The sequence below is a fragment of the Hominenteromicrobium sp. genome (genome assembly GCF_046974225.1).
In the GTDB taxonomy this organism is placed as follows: domain Bacteria; phylum Bacillota; class Clostridia; order Oscillospirales; family Acutalibacteraceae; genus Hominenteromicrobium; species Hominenteromicrobium mulieris.
In genome coordinates this window covers 18,457-35,492 of the sequence record NZ_JBKWAE010000011.1, presented here as the reverse complement: position 1 = coordinate 35,492, position 17,036 = coordinate 18,457, and the positions used below count along the sequence as shown (strand labels likewise).

General features: G+C 56.0%; 15 protein-coding genes. All 15 read left to right on the top strand.

All coding sequences use genetic code 11. The features are described 5' to 3' along the window. The first annotated feature begins 160 nt into the window (after positions 1 to 160). The 15 genes from hflX (at position 161) to ACLTX1_RS09090 (ending at position 17,023) form a co-directional block, all read left to right on the top strand. The gene (gene hflX, locus ACLTX1_RS09160; RefSeq protein WP_308449265.1) at positions 161 to 1,435 is read left to right on the top strand and encodes a GTPase HflX; all 1,275 of its coding nucleotides are present in this window, start codon (positions 161 to 163) and stop codon (positions 1,433 to 1,435) included. Positions 1,436 to 1,697: 262 nt separating this feature from the next. Beyond that, positions 1,698 to 2,936, top strand: a complete 1,239-nt coding sequence (locus tag ACLTX1_RS09155; protein ID WP_308449266.1) for an argininosuccinate synthase — start codon at positions 1,698 to 1,700, stop codon at positions 2,934 to 2,936. 74 nt (positions 2,937 to 3,010) lie between these two features. Then, a complete protein-coding gene (gene argH / locus ACLTX1_RS09150; protein WP_308449267.1) occupies positions 3,011 to 4,390 on the top strand; it encodes an argininosuccinate lyase in 1,380 nt (459 codons plus the stop codon). Between the two features lie 31 nt (positions 4,391 to 4,421). Beyond that, positions 4,422 to 5,462, top strand: coding sequence for an N-acetyl-gamma-glutamyl-phosphate reductase (gene argC, locus ACLTX1_RS09145; RefSeq protein ID WP_308449268.1), 1,041 nt, complete (start codon positions 4,422 to 4,424; stop codon positions 5,460 to 5,462). 50 nt (positions 5,463 to 5,512) lie between these two features. Continuing rightward, positions 5,513 to 6,727, top strand: a complete 1,215-nt coding sequence (argJ, locus tag ACLTX1_RS09140; RefSeq protein WP_343285277.1) for a bifunctional glutamate N-acetyltransferase/amino-acid acetyltransferase ArgJ — start codon at positions 5,513 to 5,515, stop codon at positions 6,725 to 6,727. Further along, positions 6,724 to 7,599, top strand: coding sequence for an acetylglutamate kinase (gene argB / locus ACLTX1_RS09135; RefSeq protein ID WP_308449270.1), 876 nt, complete (start codon positions 6,724 to 6,726; stop codon positions 7,597 to 7,599). The genes argJ and argB overlap by 4 nt, the downstream gene beginning before the upstream one ends. Positions 7,600 to 7,749: 150 nt before the next feature. Next, positions 7,750 to 8,916, top strand: a complete 1,167-nt coding sequence (locus tag ACLTX1_RS09130; protein ID WP_316521297.1) for an aspartate aminotransferase family protein — start codon at positions 7,750 to 7,752, stop codon at positions 8,914 to 8,916. 15 nt (positions 8,917 to 8,931) lie between these two features. Then, positions 8,932 to 9,837 (top strand): ornithine carbamoyltransferase, encoded by a 906-nt coding sequence (gene argF / locus ACLTX1_RS09125; protein WP_308449272.1) that lies wholly within the window; start codon positions 8,932 to 8,934, stop codon positions 9,835 to 9,837. Positions 9,838 to 10,056: 219 nt separating this feature from the next. Beyond that, positions 10,057 to 11,391, top strand: coding sequence for an ADP-ribosylglycohydrolase family protein (locus ACLTX1_RS09120; RefSeq protein WP_308449273.1), 1,335 nt, complete (start codon positions 10,057 to 10,059; stop codon positions 11,389 to 11,391). Positions 11,392 to 11,570: 179 nt separating this feature from the next. After that, positions 11,571 to 12,065, top strand: a complete 495-nt coding sequence (gene ruvC, locus ACLTX1_RS09115; RefSeq protein WP_412330842.1) for a crossover junction endodeoxyribonuclease RuvC — start codon at positions 11,571 to 11,573, stop codon at positions 12,063 to 12,065. 50 nt (positions 12,066 to 12,115) lie between these two features. Continuing rightward, entirely contained in the window at positions 12,116 to 12,730 is a 615-nt protein-coding gene (ruvA, locus tag ACLTX1_RS09110; RefSeq protein WP_176820608.1) for a Holliday junction branch migration protein RuvA, read from the top strand. A 52-nt stretch (positions 12,731 to 12,782) separates the two neighbouring features. After that, positions 12,783 to 13,820 (top strand): Holliday junction branch migration DNA helicase RuvB, encoded by a 1,038-nt coding sequence (gene ruvB / locus ACLTX1_RS09105; protein ID WP_176820631.1) that lies wholly within the window; start codon positions 12,783 to 12,785, stop codon positions 13,818 to 13,820. A 103-nt stretch (positions 13,821 to 13,923) separates the two neighbouring features. Further along, on the top strand, positions 13,924 to 15,273 hold the full coding sequence (gene glmM, locus ACLTX1_RS09100; protein WP_308449275.1) for a phosphoglucosamine mutase: 1,350 nt from the start codon (positions 13,924 to 13,926) through the stop codon (positions 15,271 to 15,273). Further along, positions 15,273 to 16,157 carry a class I SAM-dependent methyltransferase gene (locus ACLTX1_RS09095; RefSeq protein ID WP_343285275.1) on the top strand — a complete coding sequence of 295 codons (885 nt, stop codon included), beginning with the start codon at positions 15,273 to 15,275 and terminating at the stop codon, positions 16,155 to 16,157. Before glmM ends, ACLTX1_RS09095 begins: the two co-directional genes overlap by 1 nt. 29 nt (positions 16,158 to 16,186) lie before the next feature. After that, positions 16,187 to 17,023, top strand: coding sequence for an energy-coupling factor transporter ATPase (locus ACLTX1_RS09090; RefSeq protein ID WP_412266861.1), 837 nt, complete (start codon positions 16,187 to 16,189; stop codon positions 17,021 to 17,023). Positions 17,024 to 17,036 lie beyond the last annotated feature (13 nt).

The following is a 17,036-nucleotide window of genomic DNA, read 5'->3' as shown; positions in this document are numbered from 1 at the left end:
ATTTTCGAGTTCAGAAATGCAAGGAATTCACCATTGATTGATAAATATTGATTGTTTTCTTCTTTGTTTTCTGTATAATAGAAAGTGGGAAACAACAAACTGCGGCGGAAAACGCTGCGGCTTTGAAACGATAGATCAGAAATGAAAAAAGGAGAACCTTATGAATTATACGGAAAACGTAATCGTGCCGGAGCGCACGCTTTTGGTCTCGCTGGACACGGGCGAGTATGACGCGGAGGAATCGCTGCGCGAGCTGTGGGAGCTTGCAAAAAGCGGCGGCGCGGAGCCTATTGCGACGATGATGCAGAAGCGCCCCTCCCCGGAGACCGCGACGTGTGTAGGCAGCGGTATGGTGGAGGAAATTCGGAATTTCTGTGAGAACAACGAGATTGAGCTGATTATTTTTGACCGCGAGCTGACGCCGACGCAGATCCGCAACCTTGAAAATGCGACAGACGTGCGCGTTGTGGACCGCACGATGCTGATCCTCGATATTTTTGCGCAGCGTGCGCAGAGCCGCGCAGGTAAGGTGCAGGTGGAAGCGGCGCAGCTGAAATACCTTCTGCCACGTTTGACCGGCAAAGGCACGGCGCTTTCGCGTCTCGGCGGCGGCATCGGCACGCGCGGCCCGGGCGAAACGAAGCTGGAGACCGACCGCCGACACATTCGCCGCAGAATTGAAGCGCTGCGCGAGCAGTTGAAGAAAATTGAAGTCGGCCGCCACGAAACGCAGCGCCGCCGCGAAAAGGACGGCACGGTGACGGTGGCGCTTGTCGGCTACACGAACGCGGGCAAATCGACCTTGATGAATCTCTTGACGCAAGCGGGCGTTTTGGCGGAGGATAAGCTTTTCGCGACGCTGGACCCCACGGCGCGCGCGTTGAAGCTGCCCGGCGGCAAGACCGTTATGCTCATCGATACGGTCGGCCTTGTGCGCCGCTTGCCGCACCATTTGGTGGAGGCGTTTCGCTCCACGTTGGAGCAGGCTGCAACGGCGGACATCATTTTGAACGTGTGCGATGCTTCCAGCCCCGAAGCGCGCACGCACTTGGACGTGACAAATGAAATTTTGCAGAGCCTCGGCTGCGGTGACCGCCCGGTTATCCCGGTGCTCAATAAATGGGATCTTGTGGGCGATGCGGACAGCGCTTTGCATTTGACGGGCGCGGTGCGCATCAGTGCGCTGAAAAACGAAGGCATCCCGGCGCTTTTGCAGGCGATTGAAGATAACCTGCCGGTGAAGCCTGTGGACGTGACGGCGCTGCTGCCGTTTGCAAAGACGGGCATTGCGGCACAGCTGAGAAAAGTGGGCGCGCTCGTCTCCGAAGAATACGTGCCGGAAGGGCTCCTTATTCATGCCCGTGTGGAGCCGCGCGAAATGGCGCTGATAAAGCCCTATATCGTAGAAAACAATTCCGAAAGCGAAAATGTATAAAGCAGTGTATACAAATGTATAATATGCGCTATATTCATTCGAAAATGCATATTTTTGAAGATTGAATTTTGAAAAATACACAAATACAAAGCCGAAAAACCCGCATGAAATCTGGAAATTTCGACAACTTTCAAAAAAGATGAATAAATATTCAAGAAAAGGGTTGATTTTTCCGGAAAACGGTGTATAATAATGACCGTTGAAACAAATAATTCTCCGCCGCACGATGACGGCGGTTTATGAAAAAAGGAAGGGTTACATCATGGCAAAGGCAAAGAAGGATATTAAAAAGGTCGTTCTGGCGTACTCCGGTGGTCTGGATACCTCCATCATCATCCCGTGGCTGAAGGAAAACTACAACAACTGCGAGGTCATCGCGGTTTCCGCCGACGTGGGTCAGGGCACGGAGCTTGACGGTCTGGAAGAAAAAGCACTGAAGACCGGTGCATCGAAGCTCTACATTGAAGACCTCAAGGAAGAATTCATTCAGGAATATGTTTATCCCACCGTACAGGCAGGTGCGGTCTACGAGAACAAGTACCTGCTCGGCACGTCCTTTGCCCGCCCGATCATCGCAAAGCGCATCGTTGAAATTGCCAAGGCCGAGGGCGCAGACGCCATCTGCCACGGCTGCACCGGCAAGGGCAACGATCAGGTTCGTTTCGAGCTGACCATTAAGGCGTTTGCTCCCGAAATGACCATCATCGCTCCGTGGAGAGAGTGGAGCATCAAATCGAGAGAAGAAGAAATCGAGTATGCGGAAGCACACAACATTCCGCTGAAGATCAACCGTGAAACAAACTACTCCAAGGATAAGAACATCTGGCATCTGTCCCATGAGGGCCTTGACCTTGAAGATCCGGCAAACGAGCCGCAGTACAACCACCCGGGCTTCCTTGAGCTCGGCGTTTCCCCGGAGCAGGCCCCGGACGAGCCCACTTATGTGACGATTCATTTTGAAAAGGGCAAGCCGACCGCCATCAACGGCAAGGAAATGAACGGTGTGGAAGTTGTAACGACGCTCAACGAGCTCGGCGGCAAGAACGGCGTAGGCCTTGCGGATATCGTAGAGAACAGACTTGTCGGCATGAAGAGCCGCGGCGTTTATGAGACTCCGGGCGGTGCAATCCTTTACCACGCACACAATAAGCTTGAAGAGCTGTGCCTGGACAGAGACACGTTCCACTACAAGCAGCAGATCGGTTTGAAGTTTGCGGAACTTGTTTACTACGGCCAGTGGTTCACCCCGCTGCGCGAGGCGCTTTCCGCATTTGTAGATTCCACCCAGCAGACCGTTACCGGCGATGTCAAGCTGAAGCTTTATAAGGGCAACATCATTGATGCAGGTGTCACCTCTCCGTACAGCCTGTATGACCCGGAGATCGCAACGTTCGATGAGGATGAGGTCTACAATCAGGCGGATGCAGACGGCTTCATCAACCTGTTCGGCCTGCCGATCAAGGTTTATGCACACATGAAGGCAAAGACCGAAAATAAATAATCCAAAAGTAGATTTAGGGTAGGCATTCATCTGCCTGCCCTTTTCTGCCATAAACGGGAAGGAAAGATTCAGCCATGAAATTATGGAAAGGCCGCTTCCAGAAGGAGGCAGACCCGAAGACGAACGACTTTAACTCGTCTATTTCTATTGACAGCCGCATGTACAAAGAGGACATTGAGGGCAGCATTGCGCATGCCACAATGCTCGGCGCGGCGGGAATTATCGATAAAGGCGAAAGCGAAAAGATCTGCGCGGAGCTTGAGAAAATCGAAAAGGACATCGAGACGGGCGCTCTGCACATTGACCCCGATGCCGAAGATATTCACACGTTTATCGAGGGCGAGCTGACGGCGCGCATCGGCGACGCAGGCAAGAGATTACATACCGCTCGCAGCCGCAACGATCAGGTTGCGCTGGATGTTCGTCTGACGCTGCGCAAGGAGTGCGCGGGGCTCATGGAACAGTTAAAAGAGCTCATCAACGTACTGTGCGACCAGGCGGAGGAATATGCCGACACCGTTATGCCGGGCTACACGCATTTGCAGCGCGCACAGCCCATCACGTTCGGGCATCATTTAATGGCGTATGCCGAAATGTTCCTGCGCGACATCGGCCGTATGCAGGACGCGTTAAAGCGTATGGACGTTTGCCCGCTCGGCTCCGGCGCTTTGGCCGGAACGACGTACCCGCTCGACCGTGATTTGACGGCGAAGCTGCTCGGCTTCTCCGGCGTGAGCCGCAACAGCCTCGACGGCGTTGCCGACCGCGATTTCTGCGCGGAAATCGCCGCGGCGATTTCGCTTGCGATGGTGCATCTTTCGAGATTTTCCGAGGAGATCATTCTTTGGTGCTCGTGGGAGTTTAAATTCATCGAGCTGGACGACGCGTTTTCCACCGGCTCCAGCATCATGCCGCAGAAGAAGAACCCGGATATTACGGAGCTTATCCGCGGCAAGAGCGGCCGCGTGTTCGGCGACCTGATGGCGCTTTTGACCATGATGAAGGGTCTGCCGCTCGCGTACAACAAGGACATGCAGGAGGACAAGGAAGCCGTGTTTGACGCGGTGGATACCCTGCGCCTGTGCCTGACGCCGTTTATCCCGATGCTGAAAACAATGCGCGTTTTGAAAGAGAACATGCGCGCCGCAGCGGCAAAGGGCTTCATCAATGCAACGGATTGCGCGGATTATCTGGTGGCTTCAAAGGGCCTGCCGTTCCGCGATGCGTATAAGATTACGGGCGAGCTTGTCGCCTTGTGCATCGAGCGCGGCCTGACGCTGGAGACGCTGCCGATCGACGAATACAAAAAGGTCTGTAATGCGTTCGACGAGGGCGTGTACGAGGCCATCAACCTTGAAAAATGCGTGCGCGACCGCAAGGTCAAGGGTGCGCCGTGCCCGGAGAACGTCCGCGCGGCGGCAAAAGAAGTGCGCACGATCGTAAACGGGCTATAAATTCAATTTTACCTTTGTTGGGGGTATCAAAATGGAAAAGATTAAGGTCGGCGTCGTGGGCGCCACCGGTTATGCGGGCGCGGAGATCTGCCGCCTGATTGCGGGGCATCCCGCAGCGGAGCTTGCGGCCATCAGCTCTGTAAGCTTTGAGGGACAGGCTTTGTCGGACGTTTACCCGGCATACCGCGAAATGTGCGACCTCATCTGCACCACGCAGGAAGCGGTTGTGGAAAAAAGCGATGTCATCTTTGCCGCTTTGCCGCACGGCCTTTCGCAGGAGCTTGCTGCGGAGTGTGACAAAAAAGGCAAGGCGTTCATCGACCTCGGCGCGGACTTCCGCTTAAAGAGCGAGGAAGAATACACCGAGTGGTACGGCGGCACATTTACGGATAAGGCGCTGCACGAAAAAGCCGTGTACGGTCTGCCGGAGCTGTTCCGCGAGGAAATTAAGAAGACAAAGCTCGTTGCAAACCCGGGCTGCTACACCACGGCGGTGCCGCTTGCACTTGTGCCGGCACTGGAAAAGGGCTATATCGAGACGACCGGTATCATCGCAAACTGCGCGTCCGGCGTGACCGGCGCGGGCAGAAAGCCGGCGCAGAACAGCCACTACCCGGAGCTGAATGAGGGGATGTCCGCGTATAAAGTCGCGTGCCACCGCCATACGCCGGAAATCGAACAGACGCTTTCCAAAATTTCGGGTGAGAAAATGCACATCACGTTCGTGCCGCATCTGCTGCCGGTGAACCGCGGCATTTTAGCGACATGCTATGCAAAACTCAAGCCGGGCGTTACGGAGGAAATGCTTCGCGCGGCGTATGAGGAAAGATACGGCAAAGAGCCGTTTGTGCGTTTGCTGCCAAAGGGCAAGAGCGCCGATATTCACAACATCAAGTACACGAATTTCTGCGATGTGTCCATTTTTACGGACCTGCGCACCGGCACGTTCATCGCCATCAGCGCTATCGATAACATGGTGAAGGGCGCGGCAGGGCAGGCCATTCAGAACATGAACATTCTGTTCGGTCTGGACGAAACCTGCGGCTTAAAGCTCGTTCCGCCGGCATTCTAAAAGAGTACGAAATTAAGGGAAAGCGATTTTTATATAAGGAGCAATTCAGTATGCAGTTTATCGAAGGCGGCGTCACCGCGGCCAAGGGCTTTTTAGCCGGCGGCATCCACTGCGGCATCCGCAAAAATAAGTCCAAAGCCGATCTGGCTATGATTTTCAGCAAAACACCGTGTGCGGCGGCAGGCGTTTACACGCAGAACCTTGTAAAGGGTGCGCCGATTCTTGTCACACGCAAAAATATCGCGGACGGCCGCGCACAGGCGGTCATCTGCAACAGCGGCAACGCCAACACCTGCAACGCAGACGGCGAAAAGAAAGCGTGGCGCATGTGCGAAATCGCGGGCGAAGCGCTCGGCATTGACCCGCACGATGTCATCGTCGCGTCTACGGGCGTTATCGGGCAGATTTTGCCGATCGCGCCGATTGAGAATGCAGCCCCGGCGTTGGCGGCACTGCTGAATGAAAACGGCTCCAACATGGCGGCAAAGGCCATCATGACGACCGACACCATCGAAAAAGAGTGCGCCGTAAAGATTACGCTCGGCGACAAAGAAGTGCGCATCGGCGGCATCTCCAAGGGCTCCGGCATGATCCACCCGAATATGGCGACGATGCTGTGCTTTGTCACGACGGACTGCGCCATTTCCGTGCCGATGCTGCAAAAGGCCATTAAGGCGGCGGCAGACACCACATTCAACATGATCAGCGTGGACGGCGATACCTCCACGAACGACACGCTTGCCATTATGGCGAACGGCGAGGCGGAAAACGAGGAGATCACCGAAGAAAACGAAGCGTACAAGACGTTTCTTGAGGCGCTGACGGCGGTTTGCAGAAAGCTTTCCATGATGATGGCGGGCGACGGCGAGGGCGCAACAAAGCTGCTCATCTGCAAGACGACCGGCGCGAAGGACTGGGAGACGGCGAAGACGGTTGCAAAGTCCGTCATCTGCTCCTCTCTGCTCAAGGCTGCCATGTTCGGCGAAGACGCCAACTGGGGCCGCGTGCTGTGCGCCATCGGTTATGCCGGCGCGGATATCGACATCAACAAGGTGGACGTGTCCTTTAAGAGCGCGTACGGGCAGGTAGATGTCTGCGTGAACGGTGCGGGCATCAACTTCAGCGAGGAAGAAGCCGCAAAGGTGCTGCATGAAAAGGAAATTACCATTCTGGTGGAGCTCAACAGCGGCGACGCGGAGGCGGAAGCCTTCGGCTGCGACCTCACCTATGACTATGTGAAAATCAACGGAGATTACAGAACATGAGTGAAGAAAAGAAGATCGGCATCTCGAACAGCGACCGCGCCCATGTGCTCGTGCAGGCGATGCCGTATATCAAAAGGTGGGCGGGCGAGACCATCGTCGTCAAATACGGCGGCAATGCTATGATTAACCCGGAGCTGAAAGAAGCCGTGATGAACGATATTGTGCTGATGCAGCTCGTCGGCGTGAATGTCGTGCTGGTGCACGGCGGCGGCCCGGAGATCAGCGGCATGCTGAAAAAGATCGGCAAGGAAAGCCGCTTTGTCGGCGGTATGCGCTATACCGACGCGGAGACGATGGACATTGTGCAGCAGGTGCTGGCAGGCAAAGTCAATAAAGACCTCGTACAGCTTTTGGAAAACACCGGCGGCAAGGCGGTCGGCCTGTGCGGCCTTGACGGCTCCATGCTGAAGGCGGATAAGCTGCCCGCAGCCGAAGACCTCGGCTTTGTGGGCGAGATCCGCGAAGTGAACACGAAGATCGTTGAAGATGCCATTGCTTCCGGCTACACACCCGTTATCTCCACGGTGGCGGCAGGCTACCACGGTGAGGTGTACAACATCAACGCCGATGTGGCGGCGGCGCGCATTGCGGCGGAACTCGGCGCGCGCAAGCTCATTTTGATGACCGATATTGTCGGTCTGCTGCGGGATAAGGACGACGAAAACACGCTTATCCCGGTCGTAAACGTCAGCGACGTGCCGAAGCTGAAGCGCGACGGCATCATCAGCGGCGGCATGATTCCGAAGATTGACTGCTGCGTGGAGGCTGTGCGCCGCGGCGTAGAGCGCGCGCATATCATCGACGGCAGAACACCGCACTCCATTCTGGTCGAGCTCTTCACCGATGAAGGCATCGGCACGATGTTCTATTAAGAGGGAAAACCGCGCCCGTACCCGTGAACGAAAACGGCGAATGGGAGAAGCACTGGGGTTCGTCGGCGATAGTATCGGTGTGGAAGACAAGTACGGATATGTTTTCAACAGGGTACAGACGATATTGTGGAAACAAAAGGAATTTTGAATATGAGTTTTGAAGCAATTAAAAAGCAGGAACAGGAGTATATCCTCCATTCCTACGGCCGTGTGGACGTGGCGCTCAGCCACGGCAAAAACGCCGAGGCTTGGGACGTGGAGGGCAAGCATTACTACGATTTCACCTCCGGCATCGGCGTAAATGCGCTGGGCTATTGCGACGAGGGCTGGGTGAAGGCCGTCACCGAACAGGCGGGCAAAATTCAGCACATGTCGAACTATTATTACTGTGATAAAAACACACAGCTTGCGGAACTGCTTGCAAAAAACAGCGGCCTTTGCCGTTCGTTCTTCTGCAACAGCGGCGCGGAAGCGAACGAGTGCGCCATTAAAATTGCCCGTAAATACGGCGAAAAGAAGCACGCGTATAAGATCGTCACGCTGGAAAATTCTTTTCACGGCAGAACGCTCACCACATTGGCGGCAACGGGTCAGGACGGCTTTCATCGGCTTTTCACCCCGCTGACCGAGGGCTTTGTGTACGCCAAGGGCAACGACGTGGAAGACCTGAAAGCGAAGCTCTCTGACCCCGAGGTCTGCGCCGTGCTGCTCGAGAGCGTGCAGGGCGAAGGCGGTGTGGTGCCGATGGAGGAAGACTATTTAAAGGCCGTGCGTGCACTGTGCACGGAGCGTGACGTACTGATGATGCTTGACGAAGTGCAGACGGGCATCGGCCGCACGGGCTACTTCTTCAGCTATCAGCGCGCGGGCATTCTGCCGGACGTTGTAACGGCGGCGAAGGGGCTTGGCGGCGGCTTGCCGATCGGCGTATGCATCGCGGGCGAGAAAGTAAAGGACAGCTTTGCCCCCGGCATGAACGGCTCCACGTTCGGTGCAAACCCCGTGGTGTGCGCCGGTGCGGTGGAGGTCGTTTCCCGCGTATCCAAGCCGGAATTCTTAAAAGAAGTGCAGGAAAAAGGTGAGTATTTCAAAGAGCGACTGCTTAAAATGCCGAACGTCGAGTTTGTGCGCGGCCGCGGCATGATGATCGGCGTGAAAGTGAAGGACAAGGACGCCCATGATGTGCTGAATGCTTGCGCGAAAGCGGGTCTGCTCATTTTGACGGCGAAAGACCTTGTGCGCTTCCTGCCGCCGCTCACCATCACAAAAGAAGAGATCGATGCCGGTCTCGCGATTTTTGCGGAACAGATTAAATAAACGGAGGAAATTCCCATGAAACATTTATTAAAACTGCTCGATCTCTCCAAAGAGGAGATCATCGACATTCTGAACCTTGCCGACCAGCTCAAGTATGAGACAAAGCACGGCATCGAGCACCACCACTTAAAGGGCAAGTGCCTTGCCATGATTTTTGAGAAGTCTTCCACCAGAACGCGCGTTTCGTTTGAAGTGGGCATCAATCAGCTCGGCGGCTATGCTGTTGTGCTCGCGGGCGAAGGCTCGCAGATCGGTCGCGGCGAGCCGGTGCAGGACACCGCACGCGTGCTTTCCCGCTATGTGGACGGCATCATGATCCGCACCTTCGAGCAGAAGGAGGTCGAAGACCTCGCAAAGTACGGCTCCGTGCCGGTCATCAACGGTTTGACGGATTTCTGCCACCCGTGCCAGATCTTAGCCGACCTCATGACGATCCGCGAATATAAGGGCTCGTTCGACGGCCTGAAGATGTGCTTCATCGGTGACGGCAACAACATGATGAACTCCCTCATCGTCGGCGGCCTGAAGGTCGGCATGGAAGTTGCTGTGGCTTGCCCGGAGGGCTACCGCCCGCCGCAGGAGATTCTCGATTTTGCAGCCGGCTATGACTGCTTTACGCTGACCGATGACCCGATGGTTGCCGCAAAGGACGCAGATGTCGTTATCACTGACGTGTGGACATCTATGGGTCAGGAAGAAGAGCGCGCAGCACGCGAAAAGGCGTTTGCAGGCTATTGCATCGATGAGAAGATCATGGGCGTTGCAAAGAGCGATGCCATTGTACAGCACTGTCTGCCGGCACACCGCGGCGAGGAGATCACCGAAGAGGTGTTTGAAGCGAACGCGGGCCCGATCTTCGACGAAGCGGAGAATCGTTTGCACGCACAAAAGGCCGTTATGGTCACGTTAATGAAAGATTGATTGTACAAAACGCTGTGTTTTCGCACGGCGTTTTATATTTGCCTTTTGAGAAAGTATGCGGTATAATTATAAATAAGAATATTCCGATGCGATTTGTCGGGGTCTGAACAAAAAACGCACGGAAACTGTGCGTGAAACAACCGTTTTGGTCATTACGCGCTGGGCGCTCTCATACCGTATAATTATGCAGACGCGCACGCGCCGGAGAGGAGACAGCTTATGCTCAGAGAACAGCCGTGGTTTGATTTTTGTGACGCTTTGCCCATTGAGATCGAGCAGAGGATCGAAGAGGGCGCAGAAGATGCCGCACGCTTTAAAGAATGTGCCGAGCAGGTAAAGGAAATGCCGCGCGGCGCGGCGCGTACCGCCGCGGGCGCAGAGCTTTTGGAGCAGCTTTGTGCGCTTGAAAACTCGCAGGACAAAGACGAGCCGTCTGACCTTCCGGGCATCAAAGCGGCTTCCGCCGGCGAGCCGAAGGAAAAAGCGGAAGCGGATTACGACAAAATTTACGGCGCGTGGCTCGGCCGCTGCGCAGGCTGCCTTTTGGGTCAGCCGGTAGAGGGCTGGCGGCGCGCACGCATCAACGGGCTTTTAAAGGAGACCGGCAATTTGCCGCTGCAAAACTACATTTCGTCCGACATCGGGCCTATCCTGCGCGAAAAGTACAACGTGCGCGACGACGGGCACGCCTACGGTGCGGAGAAAACCGGGTGGATCAACAATGTCTCCTATATGCCGGAGGACGACGACACGAACTACACGCTCATCGCGTTGAAGCTTGTCGAGCAGTACGGACGTGATTTTACGCCGGACGACGCGGCGGAAAACTGGCTGATGAACCTGCCACTTTTACACCTGTGCACGGCGGAACGCGTGGCGTATATCAATTTGGCACAATCAATTTTCCCGCCGGAGTCGGCCGCGTATCGCAACCCGTATAGGGAGTGGATCGGCGCGCAGATCAGGGGCGACCTGTTCGGCTACATCTGCCCGGGCGATACGGAAACGGCGGCGGAAATGGCGTGGCGCGATGCATCCATCTCCCACGTGAAAAACGGCATCTACGGCGAAATGTGGATCGCCTCGATGCTCGCGAAAGCGGCGGTCAACGACGACATGCCGACGATCATCCGCTCCGGCATGAAGCAGATCCCGAAAAAGAGCCGCCTTTATAAAGAGCTTGCAGAGATTTTGAGCCGTTTTGAAAGCGGCGACACCGCGGAAGAGACGAAAGCGTACATCCTCGGCAAGTACGATGAGAACAACCCGCACCACTGGTGCCACACCATCTCGAACGCGGCCATCGTTGCGATGGGCTTACTCTGGGGCAAAAAGGACTTCACCTACACGATGGAGCTGTGCCTGACGATGGGCTTTGACACGGACTGCAACTGCGCTACGGCGGGCTCTGTGCTCGGCATGGTGCTGGGTGCGCAGCTTTTGCCGGAGGTTTGGACGGCGCCGCTCAACGACCGTGTGCTTTCCGGCGTGGACGGCTTCGGGCTTGTGCACATTTCAGACATGGCAGCGCGCACGCAGGCACTCATCGAATAAAATTTCATAAGTTTTGGCGGGCACACGGCTTTTTGGCGGTGTGTCCGCTTTTTATACGGAAAACCCGCGTGCCGTTCACAATTTTTTCGGAATTTTCGGCTATTCAAAAGGGCTGAGATATGATATACTATAAGGCAGTATGGGCTTTTCTGCCCTTTGGTTTTGAAAGGAAAAACGGCATGATCGTTCTCGGCATCGACCCCGGCTACGCCATTGTCGGCTACGGCGTGGTGGAAATGAAAAATAACCGTTACCGCACGTTGGAGCACGGCGCGGTGACAACCAAAGCGGGCACGGATTTCAACTGCCGTTTGGAGATTATTTACGACGGCATCGCGCAGGTTTTGGCGCAGTATCACCCGGATGCGATCTCCGTGGAAAAGCTCTATTTTTCAAACAATAAAACGACCGGCATCGGTGTGGCGGAAGCCCGTGGCGTCATTTTGCTTGCGGCGCAGAAGGCCCGCGTGCCTGTTTTTGAATACACCCCCGTGCAGGTGAAATTGGCCGTTACGGGATATGGCAAGGCTTTAAAGCCGCAGGTGATGGAAATGACCCGCCGACTTTTGTGCCTGCGTGAGGTGCCGAAGCCGGACGACACGGCGGACGCGCTCGCCATTGCCATTTGCCACTGCCATGCCTCCGGCACGGCGCTGCGGCAGTTTTTGAGGTAACGCCGTCTATTTGGACAGAGAGTACAGAGGGTATAGAAAGGACAAAAGCGATGTTTTACAGTCTTACCGGGAAACTTGTACACATGGAGCCGGGCGTTGTCGCTATTGAATGCGGTGGCGTGGCGTTTAAGTGCTTCACTTCCATGAATACGCAGAAAAACATGCCGCGCATCGGCGAAACGGCTACGGTCTATACGCATTTAAACGTGCGCGAGGACGCGCTTGATTTATACGGCTTCTCTACAAAAAGCGAGCTGAACTGCTACAAGATGCTGACGACCATCAGCGGCGTGGGCCCGAAGGCGGCGCTCTCCATTTTATCCGAAATGACCCCGGAGGGCGTTGCCATGGCGGCGGCCTCCGGCGACAGCAAAAAGTTTACAAAGGCGAGCGGCGTGGGCCCGAAGCTTGCACAGCGCATCGTGCTGGAATTGAAAGACCGCGTGAAGAAGATGGGCTTTACGGGCGGCACGCTGGAACTGACCGGCACGGACGACGCGGGCATTGTTTCTGCGTCTCAGAACGCCGAGCAGGCCGTACAGGCGCTTATTGTGCTCGGTTATACACAGTCCGAAGCCGCGCAGGCCGTGGCGAAGCTGGACGGCTCCCTCTCTACGGAAGAACTTATTCGCGGCGCTTTAAAGAGTATGGCAAGCCGCTTTTAATACACGCTGAAAGGAGAGTGCTTTTCGCGTGACGTTTGACAGAGACAACGAAATGGATTTTGAAAACCGCGTCATTGCGCCGGAGTATGTGCCGGAGGACGCGGAGGTGGAAAACCCGCTGCGCCCGCGTACCTTTGCGGACTATGTGGGCCAGGAAAAGGTAAAAGAAAACTTAGAGGTGTTCATTCAGGCGGCAAAGCAGAGAAAAGAATCGCTTGACCACGTTTTGCTCTACGGCCCGCCGGGTCTCGGCAAAACGACGCTTGCGGGCATCATTGCAAACGAGCTCGGTGTCAATCTGCGCATCACGAGCGGCCCGGCTATCGAAAAGCCGGGCGACCTCGCCGCATTATTGACGAATCTGAACCCCGGCGACGTGCTGTTCATCGATGAGATTCACCGTCTGCCGCGCAGTGTGGAGGAGATCTTGTACCCCGCCATGGAGGACTTTGCGCTCGACATTATTACAGGCAAGGGACAAATGGCGGCGTCCTATCATCTGCCGCTGCCGCGCTTTACGCTTGTCGGTGCAACGACGAGAGCCGGTCAGCTTTCTGCGCCGCTGCGCGACCGTTTCGGCGTGGTGCTGCGTTTGGAGCTCTACGAGCCGAAGGAGCTTGCGAAAATCGTCACCCGCAGCGCCGGCATTTTAGGTATTGACATTGAAGCGGACGGTGCGCTGGAGATTGCCTCGCGCTCGCGCGGTACGCCGCGTATCGCAAACCGCATGTTAAAGCGCGTGCGCGACTTTGCGCAGATCATGAGCGACGGCGTCATCACATACAGCACGGCGAAGATTGCGCTTGACCGCCTCGAGATTGACGAGCTTGGGCTCGATTCCGGCGACAGACGCATGCTGAACGCGATTATCCAGTATTATAACGGCGGCCCCGTGGGTGTGGAAACGCTGGCGGCGGCCATTGGCGAGGAAGCCGTGACGATCGAAGACGTTGTGGAGCCGTATCTGATGCAGATCGGCTTTTTGCAGCGTACCCCGCGCGGCCGCTGTGCCACACGCGCGGCTTACTTGCACCTCGGACTTACGCCGCCGGGAACCGTTGCGGACGATAACCCGAGATTCGACGTATGACACTCTTTTGGGAACACATGCAATCGGCATGCGGGGGAACAGGTTGAAAAGAATCAAAAAAGTCACCCCTTAAAATTTTTGACATAAAAAGGAGCATACGATTATGGGAAGATTATTCGGTACAGACGGTGTTCGCGGTGTCGCGAACCATGACCTTACCTGCGAGCTTGCAATGAAGCTTGGCCGTGCGGCCGCTGCCGTGCTCATCAACAAATCAAACCGCCACCCGCGCGTCATCATCGGCAAGGATACCCGTCTTTCGAGCGACATGCTGGAAAACGCCATGGCAGCCGGCCTGTGCAGCGTAGGCGCATCGGTCGTTCTGCTGGGCGTTGTGCCTACCCCGGCCGTGGCGTACCTTGTGGAAAAATACAAGGCAGACGCCGGTGTGATGATCTCTGCATCACACAACTCTTACGAGTATAACGGCATTAAAATTTTCAGCGGCGACGGCTACAAGCTGCCGGACGACCTTGAGGAGCGCATTGAGTCTCTGATTCTCGGCGAAGCGGCTCTGCCGCCGCTGCCCGCAGACAGCGACCTCGGCACGGTGTCGTATGCGCCGAACGCGCTGCGCGATTACATCGATCACGTGAAGTCCACGGTGCACTTCTCGCTGACGGGCCTTGAAATCGCGCTCGACTGCGCGAACGGCTCCTCCGCGATGACGGCGGAAACACTGTTTACGGAGCTCGGCGCCAAGGTGCACATGCTGCATGATGAGCCGAACGGCACGAACATCAACGATAACTGCGGTTCCACCCATATGGAATCGCTCGTGGAATATGTGAAGACGCATAAGGTCGACGCGGGCATCGCGTTTGACGGCGACGCCGACCGCTGCCTTGCCGTGGACGAAAACGGCGAAGTCATCGACGGCGACTTCATCATGGCAATCTGCGGCCTCGATATGAAGAGCCGCGGTAAGCTGAATAAGGACTGCATCGTCGGCACCATCATGACGAACCTCGGCTTTGTAAAGTGCTGCGAAGCAAACGGCATCCACTTTGAAGCGACGAAGGTCGGCGATCGTTACGTGCTGGAAGAAATGCTGCTTGAAAACTACAGCTTCGGCGGCGAGCAGAGCGGCCACGTCATTTTCCGCGATTTCGCAACGACCGGCGACGGCCAGCTGACGGCGGCGCAGCTTTTGAGCATCTTAAAGCAGCGCGAAGCAAAGCTTTCTTCCCTCAAGACCGTCATGGAGCGTTACCCGCAGACGATGGTGAATATCAAGGTCTCGCCGGAGGGCAAGCTGGCGTTCCACACTGACCCGAAGGTGAAGAAGGCTATTCAGCAGGCAACCGCAACGCTGAACGGCGAAGGCCGCGTCATTGTGCGCCCGTCCGGCACAGAGCCGCTGCTGCGCGTCATGGTGGAAGGCAGAGATTTGACGCTGATTGAAAAGCTTGCAAACGATATTTCTGAAGTGATTAAGGAAGAATTGGTCTGATGAGAGCAGCAAACTGGAAAGACTATGAATTGATTGATACCGGCTCCGGCGAGCGGTTGGAGCGGTGGGGAGACATTCTCCTCATCCGCCCCGATCCGCAGATTATCTGGAAGTCGGAGAAAAAAGATCCCCGTTGGCGTTCCGCTCACGCGCGCTATAAGCGTTCCTCTACGGGCGGCGGCAAATGGGAGGTTTATAAAAAGCTGCCGGACGTGTGGAAAATCACGCGCGGCGACCTCACGTTCCGCTTAAAGCCCATGGGCTTTAAACACACGGGCGTTTTCCCGGAGCAGGCCGTGAACTGGGATTACACCGCGGCGCGCATCCGCGCGGCAAAGGAGAAAAATCCCGAGCGCGAAATTAAAATTCTAAACTTATTCGGCTACACCGGCGCGGCGACGCTCGCGTGTATGGAAGCGGGCGCGACGGTCACGCATGTAGATGCCTCCAAGGGCATGGTGCAGTGGGCGCGCGAAAACGCAGCGGCATCGAATTTGGCAGAGCGCCCGGTGCGCTGGCTTGTCGATGACTGCGTGAAATTCGTGCAGCGCGAAATTCGCCGCGGCAACCATTACGACGGCATCATCATGGACCCGCCGTCCTACGGGCGCGGCCCCGGCGGCGAGGTATGGAAGCTTGAGGAACAGCTTTACGGTCTTGTTGAAATGTGCGTGCCGGTCTTGACGGACGATCCGCTGTTCTTTATTTTGAATTCGTACACAACGGGACTTTCTCCGTCCGTTATGGCGTATCTGCTCGGCGTTTTGCTGCGCCCGAAGTTCGGCGGCTATGTTTCCGCCGATGAAATCGGTTTGTCGGTGACGGAAACGGGGCTTGTTCTGCCCTGCGGCAGCACGGCAATCTGGTCGGGCGAGCCGGTATAACGGGACTTTTTTGAAACGGAAGGGATAAAATGGCGTTTATTGAGTGCAGAGACCTGCATTTTTCATACAGCGGAGAGAGCGGCGAGGTCCTGCACGGCGTCGATCTCGACATTGAAAAGGGTTCGTTTGTGGCGCTGCTCGGCCACAACGGCTGCGGTAAATCCACCATGGCGAAACTGTTTAACGGTATGTTGGTGCCGACCTCCGGCACCGTGACGGTGGACGGCATCGATACCGCCGTGGAGGAAACGCAGCTTGACGTGCGCCGCCGCGTGGGCCTTGTGCAGCAGAACCCGGATAACCAGCTTGTCGCGGGTATTGTTGAGGAAGACGTGGCATTCGGCCCGGAAAACCTCGGTATTGAGCCCGCAGAAATCCGCCGCCGTGTCGATGCGGCACTGAAAGCGGTCAACATGTACGAGTACCGCGACCATGCACCGCATAAGCTCTCCGGCGGTCAGAAGCAGCGCGTCGCAATTGCGGGTGTTATCGCGATGGAAACCATGTGCATTGTGCTTGATGAGCCGACCGCCATGCTGGACCCGCGCGGCCGACAGGAGGTTATGGATACCATTCGGTATCTGAACCGCGAAAAGGGTATCACCGTCATTCTCATCACGCACTACATGGACGAGGCCGTGCAGGCCGACCGCGTGGTGGTGATGGACGGCGGTAACATTCTGACGGACGGCGACCCGCGCACGGTGTTCGCGCAGGTGGAGCTTTTAAAGCGCCACAAGCTCGACGTGCCGCAGGCAACGGAGCTTATTTACCGCTTAAACGCCGCCGGGTGCAGCATTTCCGGCACGCCGCTCGATGAAGACGAGTGCGTAAAAGCGATTGCGGAGTATTTAAAATTGGGATAAGAATATAAAAGGG

Bases quoted from the DNA above. Each gene is read 5' to 3' on its own strand.
- hflX (WP_308449265.1), top strand. From the start codon at position 161: ATGAATTATACGGAAAACGTAATCGTGCCGGAGCGCACGCTTTTGGTC.
- ACLTX1_RS09155 (WP_308449266.1), top strand. From the start codon at position 1,698: ATGGCAAAGGCAAAGAAGGATATTAAAAAGGTCGTTCTGGCGTACTCC.
- argH (WP_308449267.1), top strand. From the start codon at position 3,011: ATGAAATTATGGAAAGGCCGCTTCCAGAAGGAGGCAGACCCGAAGACG.
- argC (WP_308449268.1), top strand. From the start codon at position 4,422: ATGGAAAAGATTAAGGTCGGCGTCGTGGGCGCCACCGGTTATGCGGGC.
- argJ (WP_343285277.1), top strand. From the start codon at position 5,513: ATGCAGTTTATCGAAGGCGGCGTCACCGCGGCCAAGGGCTTTTTAGCC.
- argB (WP_308449270.1), top strand. From the start codon at position 6,724: ATGAGTGAAGAAAAGAAGATCGGCATCTCGAACAGCGACCGCGCCCAT.
- ACLTX1_RS09130 (WP_316521297.1), top strand. From the start codon at position 7,750: ATGAGTTTTGAAGCAATTAAAAAGCAGGAACAGGAGTATATCCTCCAT.
- argF (WP_308449272.1), top strand. From the start codon at position 8,932: ATGAAACATTTATTAAAACTGCTCGATCTCTCCAAAGAGGAGATCATC.
- ACLTX1_RS09120 (WP_308449273.1), top strand. From the start codon at position 10,057: ATGCTCAGAGAACAGCCGTGGTTTGATTTTTGTGACGCTTTGCCCATT.
- ruvC (WP_412330842.1), top strand. From the start codon at position 11,571: ATGATCGTTCTCGGCATCGACCCCGGCTACGCCATTGTCGGCTACGGC.
- ruvA (WP_176820608.1), top strand. From the start codon at position 12,116: ATGTTTTACAGTCTTACCGGGAAACTTGTACACATGGAGCCGGGCGTT.
- ruvB (WP_176820631.1), top strand. From the start codon at position 12,783: ATGGATTTTGAAAACCGCGTCATTGCGCCGGAGTATGTGCCGGAGGAC.
- glmM (WP_308449275.1), top strand. From the start codon at position 13,924: ATGGGAAGATTATTCGGTACAGACGGTGTTCGCGGTGTCGCGAACCAT.
- ACLTX1_RS09095 (WP_343285275.1), top strand. From the start codon at position 15,273: ATGAGAGCAGCAAACTGGAAAGACTATGAATTGATTGATACCGGCTCC.
- ACLTX1_RS09090 (WP_412266861.1), top strand. From the start codon at position 16,187: ATGGCGTTTATTGAGTGCAGAGACCTGCATTTTTCATACAGCGGAGAG.